Below are 16,880 nucleotides of genomic sequence, written 5' to 3'. Positions count from 1 at the left end.
GCGATATCGGTGCGATCGGCCCAGCTGCCGTCGCTGATCCCGCCGTTGGCTCCGTTGAGCAGATACAGCGTCGGCGCCGGCCGGTCCGGGTCGGCGGCGCGAATCAGTTGCACGCGAGTCACATTGCGCATGGCCGCCGAGTACACCCCGATATCGAGGATCCGGTCGTCGCGCCGGTGGATGTCGCTGATGTGCGAACCGTCGGGTGCGCCGGCCTCGGCAGGATCGGCGATCGCGCGCTCGTTCGAGGCGGTGATCGCCGCCGCCACGGTGATCACGGCCGACAGCACGGCGACGGCACGGGCGATGCGCATTCTCGGCGGACGGCTGACCATCCTCGCACTCCGATCTCGACATGTGTTCGCGGCCCGACTCCCCGACGGCCGACCACAGTCAACGACGCCGGCCGCTGCCCCGGCACCCGATAGCGCGGAATTTGTGGCCATTACCAGACCGGGCGCGTCCGCGCTGGCATACGGGCCAAAGCCGGCACGCGGCGATTGCCGGGTAGCACCGCGGCGGCCTATCGTCGGCGCCGGCGGTTCCGCGGTTTCGGACCCAGGAAAGGCGGCGCGTGAATTCTGCTGTGTTGCATGGGAATTCTGGTGTGTCGCAGGCCATCGGCCGCATTTCGGTGCGGCTGGCCGCGGCGCTGTCGATGACGGCCGGACTCGCCTGCGGTTCGGCCACCGCCCAACCGCCCGCCACCGCACCCGATTCGCCTGTGCCCGCCTCGGTTTCGGCCACCCAAGCCCTGACGGACGCCCGTCCCTCCGCCGACGGGTCCGTCCTGACGACGGCCACGCCAGGTTCAGCACGCGCCCTCACGGTCACCGTCCATTCCGCGTCGATGAACATTCCGATCCGGCTGGAAGTGCTTCCGGCGCCGGACCGCTCGCGGCCGGCACCCACGGTGTACTTGTTGAACGGCATCGACGGCGGCGCCGACGGAAACTGGATCAACCGGACCGATATCGCGCAGTTCTTCGCCGACAAGCAGGTGACCGTGGTGGTGCCGTTCGGCGGCGCCAGCAGTTACTTCACCGACTGGCGCGCCGACGATCCGGTGCTGGGCCGGCAGCGGTGGCGCACCTTCCTGACCAAGGAATTGCCGCCGATCATCGACTCCGGATTCGGCGGTACCGGGGTGAACGCGATCGCCGGAATATCGATGGCGGGGACGTCGGTCTTCCAGCTGGCACTGGCCGCGCCGGGTTTGTACAAGGCGGTCGGCTCGTACTCCGGATGTGTGCGCACCAGCGACCCGCAGGGGCAGTTGATCGTCGACGCCGTGGTCGGAAATCGGATGGGGAACACCGTGAACATGTGGGGGCCGCCGACGGATCCGGCGTGGGCGGCCAACGACCCCTATGTGCACGCGGATCGCTTGCGCGGCACCGCGATCTACGTCTCCACCGGCACCGGAATCCCGGGACCGCTCGACACTTTCCAGGGCGCACACGGTGACGCGACGCAGCTCGCCTATCAACTCGTCTTCGGTGCGGCACTCGAAGGCGTCACGAATCTCTGCACTCACCAGTTGCACGACCGCCTGCAGCAACTCGGCGTGCCCGCGACCTTCGATTTCCGGCCGACCGGCACCCACTCCTGGGGCTACTGGCAGGAGGACCTGCACACCTCGTGGCCGCTGTTCGCCGACGCCCTCGGTGCGTGAGAGCTGCCCGAGTCAGCGCACGCGATCGTAGACGACGGCCAGCTCGCCCAGTTCACCCGTTTCCTGGTGGGAGAGTGACCATGTCGTCGCCGGCAGGCCGTCGTCGAACAGGCGCGGTCCGCCACCGGCGATCTCGGGGCAGACGATGAGGTACAGGCGGTCGAGCAGATCGGCGGCGAGCAGGTCCTTGATGACGCTCGCGCTGCTGTTGACCAGGATGTCGCCGGTGCCGGTGCCGGTGCCGCGCAGCTCGGCGATCACGTCGGCGGCGGGGGCGTTCACGATGCGCGTGCGGTCCCAGGGTGCGTCGGTCAGCGTCCGGGACAGCACCACCTTCTCCGTATCGACCAGCCACTTCGCATATCCGCGGTCGCGCGGGTCGGCGGTGTCGTCGGCGGCGACCGAGGGCCAGAAGCCGAGGAAACCCTCCGCGTTGAGCCGGCCCAGCACCGCCGTTGTGGCGTTCTCCCGCATCCGGGTGAGGTGATCGCGCGCGACCTCGGTGGTCGCATAGCGAACGATGGGGCCCATATCGGCGGGGCCGCCGGGGCCGCGGTACCGGCCGTCGAGGGTGATGCTGAGGTTGGCGGTCACTCTGCGGGCATGCGTGTCGCTCATGGCGGGCTCCTTTGTTTCGTCTGGTTATTCGGTGGACGTGGATGCGCCGACGGCGTCGGCGAGGTTGTCGAGGACTGCGGCCCAACCGGTTTCTATTCCGGCGATGAAGGCGGCCGCGTCGGCGGTCGTGTCGGTGATGGTCGATGCCAGGTGCAGCCGGGTGCCTTCGGCCGTCTCGGTGAGGGTGAGGGTGTAGCGGCCGGTGAAAGCCACCGCGCCCGCGTCGTCCAGGACGGACAGTTCGAAGACGAGGCGTTCGTTCTTCTCCGCCGCCAGCACGTGCCCCTTCGAGCGATACCGCTGCCCCTCGGGGTCGCGATAGTCCAGGACGGCCCGGCCGCCGGCTGCGGGTTCTAGCACGCATTCGGTGATGCGCATGGGCGCCGGCGCCCACCAGGCCGCCAGCAGATCCGGATCGACCCAGTGCCGCCACACGGTGCTCCGTGGCGCGGCCAGGGTGCGCTCGAAGCTGAACGTCCGCCCGTCTGCCCACCGATCGCGGTGCGCCGCAGCGGTTTCCGCGTCGATCGCCGCGCGGTAGCGGGCAACCACGTCCCGCTCGCCGGCATGCGCCTCGGCCGTCTCCGCAACCTCGCGCAGCCGCCGAGCCAGCTCGTGCAGCGGTCCCGCCTCGAGGGCGTACACCCGTCGTTGCCCCAACGGAAAGACGGTGACCACCCCCGCCCGAGCCAGCGTCTGCAGATGTTTGGTCGTCTGCGGCTGCCGCAACCCGGTCGCCTCCGCCAACTCCCCGACCGAGCGAGGCCGCTCGGCCAGCAGTTCGACGATCCGCCACCGCGCACCGTCGCCCAGGGCGGAGAAGATCTGATCCATGAGCTAAGTATTCACTTGAAAGAATATTCTTGTCAAGGAATATCTCGGCCGTCCGCCGATGGTGTCGGCGCCTGAGAAGGTTTGTCGGGCGTTGCTCGTACATTCGTTCGCGACAAGATGGTGTGGGGCGCGATGGAATCCATGATGATGTTGGCGCCGGCGTCGTCGGTGTACCGGTGCGTCGCCTCGACGACATCGTCGTGGTCGGTGAAGATGACCGCGGCGGCGCCGGCTGCCAGCAGAGTGTCCCTCTTGGCGTGGCGGGTGACGGCGAGGGGGATTGCGCCGATCTGATTATCGAGGCGCGGTATTCGAAGCGGGGGGCTACGTATCACGTCGGCGTCGTGTGCCGAGTCGCCGACCGAGATCTTGGGTCCGCTCGAACGCTATGACGTTTGGCCCTGGTGGCCTGCCTGCACGGTGTCGCATGGTTGTCGTATGACCGGTGTGCTCGGGAGCGCGGGTGCCGCGGCAGTGGGAATAGCGGCTACGGTGGCCTACCGGCGCCTTCTGGCGCCTCGACTGATGACGTGGGGTGCGACCGCTGACGAAGTTGCCGGCCCCTTTCCTGGTGGCGACTTCGTCCCTGAGGGCGAGCGGGGAGCAACCATGGCCGTCACCATCGAGGCGCCCGCAGAGCAGGTATGGCCGTGGCTGGTTCAGATGGGTTGGGACCGCGGAGGCTTCTATTCCTGGGACCTCCTCGACAACGCGGGCCGTCCCAGCGCCCGGGAGGTTCACCCGGAGTGGCAGGGCCTCGGCGTCGGGGACCGTATGAAGTGCCTCGGCCTTCCCTCTTATGCGGTGGTAACCCTTGAACCGAACCGATTCTTGGGGCTCTACTGGCTGGCCGATCTCCGGGGACAGTTGCTCGATCCGAGCCGGCCGCGGCCCTCGGCCTATATGGAGGGGTTCTGGGGCTTTCGCCTGACCGGGCTACCTGGCCGACGCACCCGCCTGGTCATCGGCGGCTACCAAGCCGCCCGCCCCAGATGGTTCGAGCGGTTGATGTACGACTGGGCCTTTCCCGTGGTGGTGTGGATCATGCAGGCGCGCATGCTGGCCGTGCTGAAGCGCAACGTCGAGAGGACGGCCTCTGCGCTCTCGATGGCCTGAGATCGACTCGAGCCGTTGGGCATCCATGGAACGTCTGTCCATGCCGATGAGCGAGCGGTCCGCCGGCCCGGCTCGGTCGATCCGGCCTGGGCGTGAACTGTCAGCGTGGGATCGGAATCCGCTGGCTCGCAACGACTGTCGGTCGATATCCGTTCACCCCCGTGTTTCGGCGTCCTTCGCGATCGTGCGCAACGTGGCCCGCATTATGTGCGCCACGAACGGGCGGATCAACCACCAGTACCGCAGAAATCGCCGCCGCGATACGGGATCGGTGGTGACGGTGCGAACCTCGTAGCCGAGCAGGCTGGCATGCTCGCCATAAGCGGTGACGGTGAAGTTCGCCGCGATCTTCCCCCATCCCGGCTCGGCGAAGCCGGCAAAGTCCGCCTGTGGTACGTCGCGCCATTCGATATCCGGCCGCCAGAATTTGCCGACCGCACCGAACGCGATCTCACGTCCCGGGATCTCGCCGAGCAGCAGCCAGCCCGGCAGCCCGACGCCCTCACCCACCACCAGTCGCTGCGGAGGGGGGACCGCCCGGCCGCTCCAGCGCGCGGGCAGCTCCCGAACCCACATCGAGACCGTCGTCAGCGGCGTACGCACGCTCAGTAGATCCAGGTCGCGCGCCGCCTGATAGGTCGCACGCGGATCGGCGTGCACCACCAGATGCTCGATCAGGTCGGCGTCGAAGGCCGGCACCGCGGACTCGATAAGCATGGGGCCGACACCGGATCCCGTGGTCATAGATCCATCGTCGGCACAGTTCCGCAGTCGCCCCAGGGCCGAAGGTAACCTCGCCCTGAGACCTTGGGAGGAGATATTCGACCGATCGTTCTCACCAGCTGTTCAGTACATCCGATATTGCCGCGTTCCGGTCGTTCGGGAGCCGATCGAGGTTGGAGCCCCTGGCCCTGCTGGATCTGCTCGACGTGCACATCGAGCTGCCGCAACCTAGCCGATGTCATTGCACGCCAATTTGATTAGATGCTATCGGCCGGACCGGCGAACGCTGCGACCCAGCGCCGAGGACGCCGGCCCCGTGCGTTCCCGCAACTCGGATATCGAGAGTTCACCCAGGGGAGAATGTCCCTGCTCATGGCCGGACGTCTCACTGCCGACGCGGTTGTCCACCTCGGCGCCGGCGACGGCGGGCGGGATCAGCGCGACAGGCGTCACTTGTGGTCGATCCGTCCGATCGGGTCGGCGGTTCCAGCCAGCTCGGCCTGCACCTTTTCCCATGCGGCAGTGTCGATTCCGAGGGCGCTGCGCAGATAGGCCCAGGCGGCCTCGCGGATCAGGGCGACGCGTTCGGAGCTTTCGTCGGTGGTGTCCGCGGCGTTGTAGGCGTGAATTCCGCCGAGCGAGTGTTCGCCTCCGAACACGGTGAGCAGGCTCTGTGCGCCGGGGCTGTGGGTGTACACATCGGTGAACCAGTCGGGTCCGCGGGTCGAGAGCTGGGATTGATCGTGATCACCCGCGACCACCAGCACCGGTGTGGTCAGACCGTCGAAGTCCGGGTTCATGAAGGAAAAGTTCGCCACTGCGAACGGGGTCAGATCGTCCCCGCCCAGGCCGGCAGTCGCAAGCAGCACACCGGCTTTCACGCGGGGGTCGGTCATATCGGGACCGGGCCGACCGTCCGCGCCGAGGACGCGAGCACCGAGCAACATGCTCACGGTCTGCCCGCCCCAGGAGTGCCCCGCGACGGCGATCCGCTCACGATCGATGCGCTCACCGAGGCCGGGAACCGCGGCGCAGACCTGATCGAGGTCGTCGAGTGCCCGTACGACGTCGGTGACGCGGATGCGCCAGATATCCGGGTACCGCGGATCGTCGGCAGTAACGCCGAGCGTCCGCGCATCCAGGAACGTCGGCTGCACAACGACGAATCCATTGGCGGCCCAGTGGTCGACGAGCGGGTCGTAGGAGGACATGGACTGGCCGAAGCCGTGGGCGAGGACGACGATCGGCAGGCCGGATCCGCGGACAGGCGCGGACACGCGGACCTGCAGGTCGACGCCGCGCTCGGGCGCGGCCAGCGTGACGGGCGCGATGCTGACGATCGGGGTGGTTGGTGCGGACATGGGAAATTCCCTTCGAGGACGATAAACTCCTAATCGGAGCGTTGTTCCGAATATACGGAGCGATGTTCCGATTGGCAAGTACTGCCGGAGGAAGGAGCAACGGGTGAGTGAGCCGTCACCGACGACCGCGAAACGTGCGGATGCCCAACGCAATGCGAAAGCGCTGCTCGACGCCGCAGCCGCGGTCTTCCGCACCGACGGAGTAGACGCTCCCGTGCGCCGTATCGCCGCCGAGGCCGGGGTCGGCATGGGAACGATCTACCGGCACTTCCCCACACGCGCAGACCTTGTCGCGGCCGTCTACCGTCATCAGATCGACGCCTGCGCCGAGGCCGGCCCCGCTCTCCTCGCGACAGCTTCCTCACCCTTCGCAGCCTTGCGCCGATGGGTGGACCTCTTCGCAGACTTCCTGGCGACCAAACACGGACTCGCCGCCGCGATGCGCAGCGACCCCGACGGCATCACCGCCCTGCACGCCCTGTTCCTGGACCGCCTGGTCCCCGTCTTCGAGAACCTCCTCACCGCCGCCCGCGGCGCGGGCGAGGTCACCACAGATTTCACCGCCTACCAACTGATGCGCGCCATCGGCGACATCTGCGCGGGCGCCGAGATGACCGACCCGAACTACGACCCCCGCCTCACCCTCCGCTTGCTACTCGACGGCTGCCGAAGATAGGACCGATTACACGCCGCACGCCGCCGATCGAGCACCGCCGAGGGTTCGCCCTCATCGGCAGGAGCGGTCATTCAGCTCGATTGCTGACCGTGTGCGAGCGCGGAGTAACTGAGCGCGGGCGGTGGCGACGAGACCGCCACGGCGAGATCGCGTGATCGTAAAAGCGCTCGCCGTGAACGGTTTTCGAATCAGCGGTGGGCGTCGAGTACCTCTCGCAACCGCTTCGCGAAAGCCTCCGGCTGACCCGCATAGCTGGCGTCGCCGCCGACGAAACCGCTGTGGTGGCTGGGGAAAACGGTGGGCTCTTGTCCGAGGAGGGCGGCTGTGGCCGCTGCGGTGCGGGCGGTCAGTACGCCTGCCGACTCCTCGCCGACCGCGATGAGGATGTGGGTGGGGGCCGCTGTCAGTGCCGCGGCGTCGGGGACGTAGCCGCTGACCGCCCAGGAGCGATCCGAGACCAGGGGATCGTCGCGGGAACCGTCGTCTTCGGTGGGCATGCCGAACTGCGCCGGGTCGGGGGTGGGCAGGGCGAAGAATTCGTCGGTGAATTCGCCCTGCCACGATGCCATCGCGATGAAGGCGGCCATCGCCGCGCCGAATCCCTTGGCCTCGTACACATCTCGTACCGCGATCTGTGCCCGGCGGGCCGCTTCCGCATCGGGCAGCACCGGCAGGATCGGCGGCTCGTGCGCGACGAGTGTGGTCACGTCGCCGGGGTGCGCGGCCACCAGGGCCAGTGCGGTCACGGCCCCGCCGCTGCTGGCGAAGATCTCCACCGGACCGCCGACCTGCTCGATGAGGGTGTGCAGATCCTCGGCCTGCACGACGGGCGAATGGTCGACCCGCCCGTCCTTGCGCACGCTGCGCCCCAGCCCGCGCGGGTCGTAGGTGATCACGGTGCGGTCGGGGAAGTAGGTGGCCAGGGTCGCGAAACCGTCGGCCGTCATCGGCTGGCCGACCATGAGCAGCGGCGCGCGCCCGTCGGCGGTGGGCAGCGGACCGCGGACGTCGTAGGTGAGATCGGCCTCGGGGGTACTGAGGATCTGTGTCTGCATGCTCCTAGGACGAGGCGCGCGCCGGAAATTCATCGGTCACCGAACCCAATTTCGCGGCGAACAGCTCGGTCACGCGGTGCCAGGAATCGGCCGCGGCCGCCGCATCGTGCACCGGCCGCCCCGGGAAGAAGTAGGCGTGCTGTGCACCGGGGTAGACGACCAGTTCGTACTCCGCACCCGCCTGCGAGAGCGCGGCGTCGATGGCCGTGCGCTGCTCGGCGTCGATCACGTGGTCACGTTCGGCCAGCAGGATCAGCAGGCGGGTGCCGCGTTCGGCGATCGACGAGGTGTAGGACAGCAGCGGATCCGGGATGCTCAGCGCGGTACCGGCCACCGGCAGCCAGCCGGGGTAGAAGATCGCCGCGGCGGCCAGATCCAGCCGGGTCGCGGCGAAGTAGGAGATGTGCCCGCCGAGGCTGAATCCGAGAGCGCCGGTGGTGTCGCTGCCGTCGCCCTGCTCGCGGGCGAAGGCCACGGCCGCACGCAGATCGGCCTCCACGCCGTCGCGGGTGAGCGTGCTGAGCAGCTCGAAGGCCCGCGCCCGGTTCTCGTCGGATTCGGTGAGGCCGGTGGCGGTCTCGGGTCCGCATCGGTGATACAGATTCGCGACCACCGCCACATATCCCAGCGCGGCCACCCGGTCGGCCACCGCCCGCACTTCGGCTGTCAGACCCCACAATTCGGCGCCGACCAGCACCACGGGTAACCGGCCGCCGCGCACCGGCCGCGCCAGATATACCGTCATCGGTGAACCGTCCACCTCGACCTCGGCATGCCGGCCCACGATTTCCTCGGTCATTCCCGCCTCCACTGTGTCACGACCTGCCGATCAGGTTGCGGCACAGGCATTCTGCCGCAGACCGGTCGCTGTCCCCAGCGCTGAACCGGCGACGTGGCGGATCACGCGCTCGGCGAGCGTCGCGCATAACGGTCGGAAACTGTCCTAGTTCCGAGTCAGAATGACGTGGTGACCGATACGACGCAGCGCCTGCTCACCCTGCTGTCGCTGCTGCAGACACCGCGGGAGTGGTCGGGCAGCGAGCTGGCGCAGCGGCTGGGTGTCAGTCCCCGGACCGTGCGCCGCGATATCGATCGGCTGCGCGAACTCGACTATCCGGTGCAGGCGACGATGGGGGTATACGGCGGATATCGGCTGGCCGCGGGGACCGCGATGCCGCCGCTGCTGCTCGACGACCACGAGGCGGTATCGACCGCGATCGGGCTGCGGACCGTCGCCGCGCATGCGCTGCCCGGTGCGGACGAGGCGGCGGTGCGTGCGCTCGCCAAACTCGAGCAGGTGCTGCCGACCCGGCTGCGGAGCCGGGTCCGCTCGGTGAGCGCCGCAACCGAAACCCTTGCCCCAGCATCGGATTCGCCGGTCGACACCGGGATACTGACGGTGCTGGCGGCCGCGATCGGCGGGCGGGAACAACTGCGGTTCGGATACCGCTCGAACGCCGGTGCGCGGACCCGGCGGCTGGTCGACCCGCATCGTTTGGTGGCTGCGGGACAGCGCTGGTATCTGGTCGCCTTCGATCGCGAGCGCGACGATTGGCGGATCTTCCGGATCGACCGGATCGAGAATCCGCAGCCGATCGGCTTGCGCACCGAGGCACGGCAATTGCCCGCCGAGGATGCGGCCACCTACGTCCGCGATTCGTTGTATTCGCTCACACCGGTGTACCGCGCGGAGGTCACCGTGTTCGCCCCGGCGGACGATATCCGTGCGTCCGCGGCTGCGCTCGGCGAGGTCGAGGAAGTCGACGACCACACCTGCCGGCTGCACACCGAGGCCGACACCATGCAGTGGCTGGTCTTCCGGCTGCTGCGACTCGGTTGCGACTTCCGCGTCGACTCCCCGCCCGAGGTCGCCGACCACGTCCGCGAACTCGCCGCCCGATTGCAGCGCGCCGCACCCGCGCACTCGGGGATGAAAAAGCTACGGTGACAGGATATATCGCAATTTCTCAGCAAGCTGTACCGGAATACTCGAGGAGAACTGGTTATGCGTCGACTGAGTGTCACCCATCGTCTCACCGCCGCAGCGGCGGCAGCAGCGGCGGCGGCCGCGGTGTTCGCCGGTCCGGTCGCGGCGGAACCGGCTGCCGTGGACTGGTCCGCGGCGACCGCCCATCTGCGCGCGGCGGCGGCCGGGAATCCGGCGGCCGAACAGGCGATCGATCGGCTGCTCGCCGCGGGACCGACCGTCGAGCAGGCGGCGCTGCCCGCCCAGCCGTTCCAGATACCCGCCCAATCCGACATCGGGCGCGGCACCGGCCCCGGCGTCTACGGGTCGGGAATCGCGTTGAACTACGACGGCTTCCGCCTCGGCTTCTTCGGCGGGCCGGGCACCATCGCCCCGAATCAGGGCGGGGCGAATCTGCAGGTCGTCTGGTACAACCTGTCGAACGGGCGCAGCGGCACCCAAACGCTGATCGAACATAACGACGTGCCGGTGGACACCACCATCCGCACCCCTGTCTTCGATCCGGGGGCGGGGATGGTGGTGGCCGCGGTGTACGGGACGCTGTGGCACCGGTGGCCGGTTCCGGTTTCCGATGCCAACCCCGACGGTTTCCAGTACCAGCTGGGCACCATCTCCGTCCCGTCGTTCGGCGCCGTCTACAACTGAACGACCCTGCGCGGGGACCGGTTTCGAATGGGCCGGTCCCCGCGCCGTGTCAGTGGACGAAGGGCAGACAGCCCGCCATCCCGAAATGCACCAGCAGATATCCGGAAGCCGGCACCGCGGCGACCGCTGTTGCGAACAGCGCGAGTGGAATTCCGCGGCCGGCGCGCGTCGTGCGCGACTCGGAGCGCACCAGCCGATGCACCCGGTCGGCGACGGCGAGTGTGCTCGTGCCCAGCGCCGAATCCGGGAGCAGCGAGCCGATCTCGGCGTCCCCGGTGGCTCCGGACAGCGTGAGCAGTGCGGTGAGGACGGCGCTGCGGCTGTGGCGACCGGCCGCGCGGTCGTCGGCGCACATTTCCAGCAGCTGGGCGATGCGGTCGTCGGCGGCGGCGAACAAAGGAATGCGCGGCAGGGTGGTGGTCAGCGCGCGGGTCGACGCCCGGATCAGATGGTGCCGCCCGGCCAGATGCGCGTCCTCGTGGGCGAGTACCGCGGCCAGCTGCGGCCGATCCAGCGCGGCCACTGCGGCGCTGGTCACCACCACGGTCCCGGGTCGCCCCGCGACACAGTAGGCCGCCCGCTGCGGCGCATCGATGACCACGGCCGCGGCCGCGCCGGCGTCGTCGAGTCGCCGCCCGACGAGCGAGGCCGAGCGGGCGTGCCGGGCGCTGCTGCGTCCCGCGCGCACCACCGCACCGATCACCCGCACGCCGCGCACCACGACGAATCCGATCAGCGCGAGGGCCGAAATCAGCGCGGCGAACTGGGCGATCGGACCGTGGCTGCCGTCGGCGGTGGCGTGTACGGCGACCCAGCAGTCGTCGAACAGGTGGGCCATCGGCAGATCCCAGGTGTGGGCGACCTGCACGGTCAGGGCCACCGCGGCGGCCGCCCAGGCGCCGAGGACGGCGGCGATCGCGGTGAGCCAGGCCAGCACGCCGAGCGAGGGGACGCTGCCGTGCGCGGTGAGCCGGGTCAGGATCGGCGGGCAGAGAACGCAGACCAGTGCCGAATAACCCAGCAGGCACAGCGCGAGGGTCACTCGGCGACCTCGGTACCCGGCTGCTCGGTGTGGGCATTGCGGGTTTTCGCGCGGCGCAGCACCTTGCGCAGCGCGGCGGTGTCGTCGTCGGAGATCTGCTCGACGAAATGGGCGAGCACCAGATCGGAGCGGCCGCCGCCGAGCGCCTCGCGCATCAGCTGGGCGCTGTATTGTTCGCGGCTCAGGCGCGCTCGATAGCGATAGGCCTTGCCGTCGCGTTCGCGTTCCAGCCAGCCCTTGCGGTGCAGATTGTCCATGGTGGTCATGACCGTGGTGTAGGCGATTTCCCGGCTGCGCAGCAGGTCCTCGAACACGGTCCGCACGGTGATGGTGTCGGGAGCGGACCAGATGCGATCCATCACCACCGCCTCCAGATCCCCGAAACGATGTGCCATCGCACCTCTCCACCATCGACTACGTACCGGGATAGTACCCATTCCCGGCCCCCGGGAACGGCTGTGGCCCCGCCGGAACGACGGGGCCACAGGGTGGGAGAGCCGACTCAGGAGGCGGCCGGAGCAGGTGCGTTGAGGGTGTTGTACATCTGCACCGCGCTGGCGATACCGACCGGCACGCCGAGGATGGCGGCGCCGATCAGCGGACCCACGGTGGCACCGAGTCCGGCGCCGACCAGGCAGCCGGCCGCGCCGCTGCCGAGGAAGAACTCCGGCACCAGGGCGAAGCCGATCGTCGCGCCGAGCACGCAGCCGGTGATGCCGCCCACCGCGCCGCCGGCGAGGCTGCCGATACCGGTCGCCAGCCCGAACTGGGTGGCGGCCACGCTCAGGGCGGAGTTGAACTCGTCCTGGGTATAGATCGGCTGGGCGGAGGTGACCGGTTGTTCGACGGCGGCCGACTGGGGCGCCGGCTGCTCGGCGGCCGCCTGCTGGGTCTCGGGCAGCGAGGCGGGTGCGGTGGCGGCCTGTTCGGCCTTGGGCGAGGTGGCCAGGGCGGTACCGGCGACCAGGGCGCCGTTGCCGTCCTTGACCTGGAACTGGGTGCCCACCGTGGTGAGCGAGCCCAGTCCGGTTTGAATGCTGACCGAGCCGTCCTGCGTGTTGCTGGTGTAGCGCACGCCCGGAAGGATGTCGGTGGTCAGTGTGAACGGGTCGGCGGCGATCGGTGCGCCGGCGGCGGGGGCCGCGGGCGTGCCGGTGGCGGCGTTGGCAGTGGTGGCGGTGGTGGCTACGGCACCGGTCACCATCAGAGCTATGGTCGCGCCGGAGACCAAACGGGTGGTCTTGTTCATCGGATCCTCATCGTGGTCGATCGGATAAGGCGGCGAGCGATCGGGAATTCCAGGGGGAGAATTGCCGAATTATCCGCTGCCGGTGCGAAATCCGGATTATCCGGATCGCGCGAACTTGAGATTAACGAGTGCCAACCCGGCGTAAAGGTGCGACGCAGAAACGTTTACGGTTGAGAAATGTTGCTAACCAAGCGGATACAGCTGCGTAATAAGCATTTAACGTGAGAAGCCAATGGGCCGAGCGGATTCCGGACATCGCTGCGACTATTCGACTATGTACGTACGCATTTAGTAGACGATCGCGCGTACCGGACAACCACAGTAGCAATCTTCGAGCGATCCGAAAGAACGCAGGGGCGAGACCGGTAGCGGTCTCGCCCCTGCGCGGTCGAATTCCCGTTCAGCTCGGTGTGATCCGGAACAGTCCGGTCGTGGTGCCCTGGTATTGCACGCGACCCGGCGCGATCGTGCCGACCATCTGCAGGGTGTCGTGCACGGTGCTGGTGCCGATCAACCGGCTGGAATTCTCCGTGCCGGTTTCCGCGTCGATCACGACGAGGTGATAGGTGTCGATCACCGCTCCGGCGCTGCCGGTATCGATGCCTGCGATCCGATTCTTGCGGGCGACGGTGTAGATCTTGCCGTCCGCCAGTGAAAGCCGGGGGACGGCGGCGGATTTCACATCGCTGCTCCATTTCCGGGTGCAGCCGTTACCGTCGGCATTCACGTCGATGCGGACCATGCCGCCGGTGAAATCGGCTTTGTCCGGCTCGCTCGGACCGGCGTTGTCGGGCAGCGCCGGATAGGGATAGCCGTAGGTGCTCGCCACGAAGACGCTGTTACCCGAGCCGATCGGCGAGTTCTCGGTGCCGTCCACCGCGGGCACCGAGCAGACCGGGCGGCCGGTGCGGGTGTCGTAGACGAGCAGATTCTCCTGCGGCACCGCATTGTCGGTGATCGCCAGATAATCGGTGCCGTCACGCGGGCCGAAGAAGGTCGGACTGGCCCCGCTGCCCCAGCTGAGCTGCCCGGGTTTGCGCGCCGGGCCGCGATCGTAGGGCTGCCGCCACACCTGGTGCGGAGTGCCCGCGGCATCCGCGATGAACAGATAGGTGGCGTGATCGGTGGTGACCGCGGTGCCCTCCGGGGCGGTCGAGATGCTGTTGTCGACGTGCTCGCCGGGCAGCGTGATCGATTGCGCGGAGCCGGTTTTCGGGTCGACCGCGCCCACCGAGCCGTTGGCGGTGGCGAACCACACCCGGCCGTCGCGATCGGGCATCAGCGAGGCGACGCTGTCGCAGCCGTTCCCGCCGCAGTGGCCGGTCACGGCGGCGCCGAGGGGCGTCGAGGAGGCGATGGCCAGCTTCCAGCCGTTGCCCTCCTTCGTATGCGCGACCCGTACCAGATTGTCGTCACCGTCGACCATCACCATGTGGTCGGCGTTGTCCAGATAGGCATAGACCCCGCCGAGCAGTCCGCCCTTGGGCAGTGACAGCGAGGTGAGCGGCTGACCGTTGTTCGGGTCGAGCAGGAATATCTTGGGCGAACGGTCGGTGACGGTGGTGCACAACGCCTGTGGCATGCCGTCGGCGCCCTGCAGAATGGTCGGGCACGCGGCGGCCAGTTCGCGGAACTGTGCGTTCACCGCGCCGGTACCGACGCCCGGCAGCGGAGTGCTGTCGGAGGATTCCGCATCGCCGTGCATGGTGGCGGTGCCGACCGGCCCGAGATACGGATCGACCGGAGGGGGTGGGCCGAACGCGGCGTTCGCGGTACCCGCGCCGATGGTCAGTATCGCCGCCGCGGCGGCCGCGATCGAGGTGACCGCGCCCCCGGTAAAGCCCTTACGTCGCACAAGCACTCCTCGATATGATTATTCGTATCGAATGATTCAATTATTCGTATCGCGACAGGTTAGGAGACCTCGTGCCGACTGGCAACACCGGACGGGCCGAAAGCTCGCCCCCGACTCGGCGGGTGGTGTCGGTGGTGGAACTGCTCGCCGCGCACGACGGCGCGCTGACCTCGGCCGAAATCGCCGATACGCTGGGATTGAGCCGTTCCACGATGGGAGCGATCCTGGGCACCCTGGAAGAAACCGGTTGGGTCCAGCGGCTTCCCGATCTCGGCTACGAGCCCGGTCCGGCGTTGCTGGTGCTGGGCGGGCGGCTGCGGGATCGCCTGCGTGATCACGACCGCCTCGAGGCGGAACTGCGCCGGCTGGCCGAACGCGTGGGCTGCGGTGCCGCCCTTACGTCCATCGCGGGCAGTGAGGTCATCTTCGTCGCCGTGGCGGGCGGGCCCGGTCTGATCCCGGCCGGCATCGAGGCAGGCACCCGAATTCCCTTGCGCCCCCCGGCCGGCGCGGCCGTACTGGCCCACGCCGGCCTGCCCGCGCAACGCGCGTGGTTGCAGCAGGCGCCACCCGAGCGCCGGGCCGAATTCGAGCAGGTGCTGGAAACCGTTCGCGCACTGGGATATTGCGCGTGGGGCCTGGACGCGGCCAGCCTGCCGACGCTGCGGGTGCTGGCCGAGGTGGTCGACCATCTGTCCGACCGTCCCGCGGACAAGGCGTTGCGTGAGCGGGTGTTGGCACTGCTGGCCACGATCGGCGGCGCGGCGCACAGCCGGGCTGATCTCGACAGCGATCGCGCACTGCCGATCAGCTATCTCACGGTCCCGGTCCTCGACGGCGACCGGGTGGCGATGGAAGTCCAGATCGGCCCGCTCAGTGCCGCCGTCGGTGCGGCCGAGCGCGCCGAGTACGTGCGCGAAACAGTCTCCGCCGCACGGAGAATCGCGACGGCAGGCTAGCGGTTCAGAGCCTGCTCGAACAGGGGCCAGGAGCGGTGCAGATCGTCCTGCCAGTACCCCCAGGAGTGGGTGCCGTTCGCGCGCAGGTCGAATGTCGCGGGAATGTTCAACTGCGTCAGCCGGTCCCGCAGCGCGATCGCGCAGTTGTGGGTGGCGGCCTCGAGCACCCCGCCGTAGACGAGCTGCTCGATGAGTTTGCGGGTATTGCCGTGAATTCCGGGCCCGTCCGGATTGTCCAAGGGGCCGGGAATTCCGTTGCCGGTCGAGACGTAGATCGCCAGCCCGCGCAGCCGATCCGCGTTCACGTACGGATCGTGGGCCGCCCACAGCGGATCGTCCGGCGCACCCCACAGATTCAGCGGATCACCGCGCCAGCGCAGCACCACACCGTCGACGAACGCCTGGCCCAGCGGATCACTGGTGCGCGCGCAGCCGCTGTAGGACCCGACCGCCCTATACAACTGCGGCGCGGCCAGGGCCAGCTGGAATACCGAGGTGCCGGCCATGGAGATACCGGCCACCGCATTCGCTCCGGAGCCGTGGAAGGCCGAATCGATGATCGGCGGCAGCTCCGCGGTGAGGAAACTCGACCACTTCTGCCGGCCGAGTACGGGATCGTCGGAGCGCCAATCGGCGAAATAGCTGCCGTTGCCGCCCATCGGGGTCACCACCGTGACCTGTTTGCCGCGGAAGAAATCGACGATATCGGTCTGCTCGGGCCAGCTGCTGGCCTCCGAACCGCCGCTGGCACCGTTGAGCAGATACAACACCGGCGCCGGCGCCGAACCGTCCGGCGCCCGAAGGACTTTCACCTCGATCTCGCGGTTCATCGCCGCGGAGTGCACCCGCAGATTCAGCATGCCGTCGGCTTCCTGCTCGACCCCGAGCAGGTGGGCGCCGTCGGCGGCGGGCTCGGCGGCGGCGGTGAGCGCGGCGATGCTCACCGGGGCGGGTGGTGGATCGTCGGCCGCCGCGGGTGCCGCGCACAGCGCCGCGGTCAGCACCGACGCCAGCAGGGCGGTGGGCAGTGAGCGGCGAATCATCCGCCTACCTCTCTCGTTTCGGCGGGACTGGACGGCGGTCAA

General features: G+C 68.6%; 17 protein-coding genes and 1 pseudogene. 6 read left to right on the top strand and 12 right to left on the bottom strand.

Annotated features, from left to right (window positions below):
* Positions 1-335 (bottom strand): annotated as a pseudogene (locus tag A5780_RS10150) (esterase family protein); the annotation flags it as partial.
* Between the two features lie 323 nt (positions 336-658).
* Between A5780_RS10150 and A5780_RS10145 the strand changes: the two are divergent.
* Positions 659-1,675 (top strand): alpha/beta hydrolase family protein, encoded by a 1,017-nt coding sequence (locus tag A5780_RS10145; RefSeq protein ID WP_064908300.1) that lies wholly within the window; start codon positions 659-661, stop codon positions 1,673-1,675.
* A 12-nt stretch (positions 1,676-1,687) separates the two neighbouring features.
* Here the strand turns inward: A5780_RS10145 and A5780_RS10140 are convergent, their stop codons facing one another.
* Both A5780_RS10140 and A5780_RS10135 read right to left on the bottom strand, forming a co-directional pair.
* On the bottom strand, positions 1,688-2,293 hold the full coding sequence (locus tag A5780_RS10140; RefSeq protein WP_064908298.1) for a dihydrofolate reductase family protein: 606 nt from the start codon (positions 2,291-2,293) through the stop codon (positions 1,688-1,690).
* 24 nt (positions 2,294-2,317) lie between these two features.
* The gene (locus A5780_RS10135) at positions 2,318-3,127 is read right to left on the bottom strand and encodes a metalloregulator ArsR/SmtB family transcription factor (RefSeq protein ID WP_064908297.1); all 810 of its coding nucleotides are present in this window, start codon (positions 3,125-3,127) and stop codon (positions 2,318-2,320) included.
* A 609-nt stretch (positions 3,128-3,736) separates the two neighbouring features.
* Here A5780_RS10135 and A5780_RS10130 point away from each other — a divergent pair.
* Positions 3,737-4,243: a hypothetical protein gene (locus A5780_RS10130; protein ID WP_231982911.1), complete on the top strand. Its 507-nt coding sequence runs from the start codon at positions 3,737-3,739 to the stop codon at positions 4,241-4,243.
* Positions 4,244-4,396: 153 nt separating this feature from the next.
* Here A5780_RS10130 and A5780_RS10125 read toward each other — a convergent pair whose 3' ends face one another.
* Positions 4,397-4,987 (bottom strand): hypothetical protein, encoded by a 591-nt coding sequence (locus A5780_RS10125; RefSeq protein WP_082976382.1) that lies wholly within the window; start codon positions 4,985-4,987, stop codon positions 4,397-4,399.
* Between the two features lie 428 nt (positions 4,988-5,415).
* Positions 5,416-6,327 (bottom strand): alpha/beta fold hydrolase, encoded by a 912-nt coding sequence (locus A5780_RS10115; protein ID WP_064908294.1) that lies wholly within the window; start codon positions 6,325-6,327, stop codon positions 5,416-5,418.
* A gap of 103 nt (positions 6,328-6,430) precedes the next feature.
* On the opposite strand from A5780_RS10115, the gene A5780_RS10110 reads away from it, so the two are divergent.
* A complete protein-coding gene (locus A5780_RS10110; RefSeq protein ID WP_030515804.1) occupies positions 6,431-7,003 on the top strand; it encodes a TetR/AcrR family transcriptional regulator in 573 nt (190 codons plus the stop codon).
* A gap of 188 nt (positions 7,004-7,191) precedes the next feature.
* On the opposite strand, the gene A5780_RS10105 is transcribed toward A5780_RS10110, so the two are convergent.
* A complete protein-coding gene (locus tag A5780_RS10105) occupies positions 7,192-8,058 on the bottom strand; it encodes an alpha/beta fold hydrolase (RefSeq protein WP_064908293.1) in 867 nt (288 codons plus the stop codon).
* Between the two features lie 4 nt (positions 8,059-8,062).
* On the bottom strand, positions 8,063-8,857 hold the full coding sequence (locus A5780_RS10100; RefSeq protein WP_064908292.1) for a dienelactone hydrolase family protein: 795 nt from the start codon (positions 8,855-8,857) through the stop codon (positions 8,063-8,065).
* A gap of 168 nt (positions 8,858-9,025) precedes the next feature.
* On the opposite strand from A5780_RS10100, the gene A5780_RS10095 reads away from it, so the two are divergent.
* Positions 9,026-10,006, top strand: a complete 981-nt coding sequence (locus A5780_RS10095) for a YafY family protein (protein WP_063019301.1) — start codon at positions 9,026-9,028, stop codon at positions 10,004-10,006.
* A gap of 57 nt (positions 10,007-10,063) precedes the next feature.
* Entirely contained in the window at positions 10,064-10,690 is a 627-nt protein-coding gene (locus tag A5780_RS10090) for a hypothetical protein (protein WP_063019297.1), read from the top strand.
* A 49-nt stretch (positions 10,691-10,739) separates the two neighbouring features.
* Here A5780_RS10090 and A5780_RS10085 read toward each other — a convergent pair whose 3' ends face one another.
* The 4 genes from A5780_RS10085 to A5780_RS10070 form a co-directional block, all read right to left on the bottom strand.
* Positions 10,740-11,732, bottom strand: a complete 993-nt coding sequence (locus tag A5780_RS10085; protein ID WP_064908291.1) for a M56 family metallopeptidase — start codon at positions 11,730-11,732, stop codon at positions 10,740-10,742.
* Positions 11,729-12,127, bottom strand: coding sequence for a BlaI/MecI/CopY family transcriptional regulator (locus A5780_RS10080; RefSeq protein ID WP_030515798.1), 399 nt, complete (start codon positions 12,125-12,127; stop codon positions 11,729-11,731). Before A5780_RS10080 ends, A5780_RS10085 begins: the two co-directional genes overlap by 4 nt.
* 107 nt (positions 12,128-12,234) lie before the next feature.
* On the bottom strand, positions 12,235-12,981 hold the full coding sequence (locus A5780_RS10075; protein ID WP_030515797.1) for a hypothetical protein: 747 nt from the start codon (positions 12,979-12,981) through the stop codon (positions 12,235-12,237).
* Positions 12,982-13,381: 400 nt separating this feature from the next.
* On the bottom strand, positions 13,382-14,836 hold the full coding sequence (locus tag A5780_RS10070) for a hypothetical protein (RefSeq protein ID WP_064908290.1): 1,455 nt from the start codon (positions 14,834-14,836) through the stop codon (positions 13,382-13,384).
* A gap of 71 nt (positions 14,837-14,907) precedes the next feature.
* Here A5780_RS10070 and A5780_RS10065 point away from each other — a divergent pair, with 71 nt between their 5' ends.
* Entirely contained in the window at positions 14,908-15,795 is an 888-nt protein-coding gene (locus tag A5780_RS10065; RefSeq protein ID WP_064908289.1) for an IclR family transcriptional regulator, read from the top strand.
* Here A5780_RS10065 and A5780_RS10060 read toward each other — a convergent pair.
* Complete coding sequence (locus A5780_RS10060) at positions 15,792-16,838, bottom strand: alpha/beta hydrolase family protein (RefSeq protein ID WP_063019430.1); 1,047 nt, start codon at positions 16,836-16,838, stop codon at positions 15,792-15,794. The genes A5780_RS10065 and A5780_RS10060 overlap by 4 nt on opposite strands.
* Between the last annotated feature and the right edge of the window lie 42 nt (positions 16,839-16,880).

Source organism: Nocardia sp. 852002-20019_SCH5090214, assembly GCF_001665865.1.
Taxonomy (GTDB): domain Bacteria; phylum Actinomycetota; class Actinomycetes; order Mycobacteriales; family Mycobacteriaceae; genus Nocardia; species Nocardia nova.
This window is presented reverse-complemented; position numbering and strand designations above follow the sequence as displayed.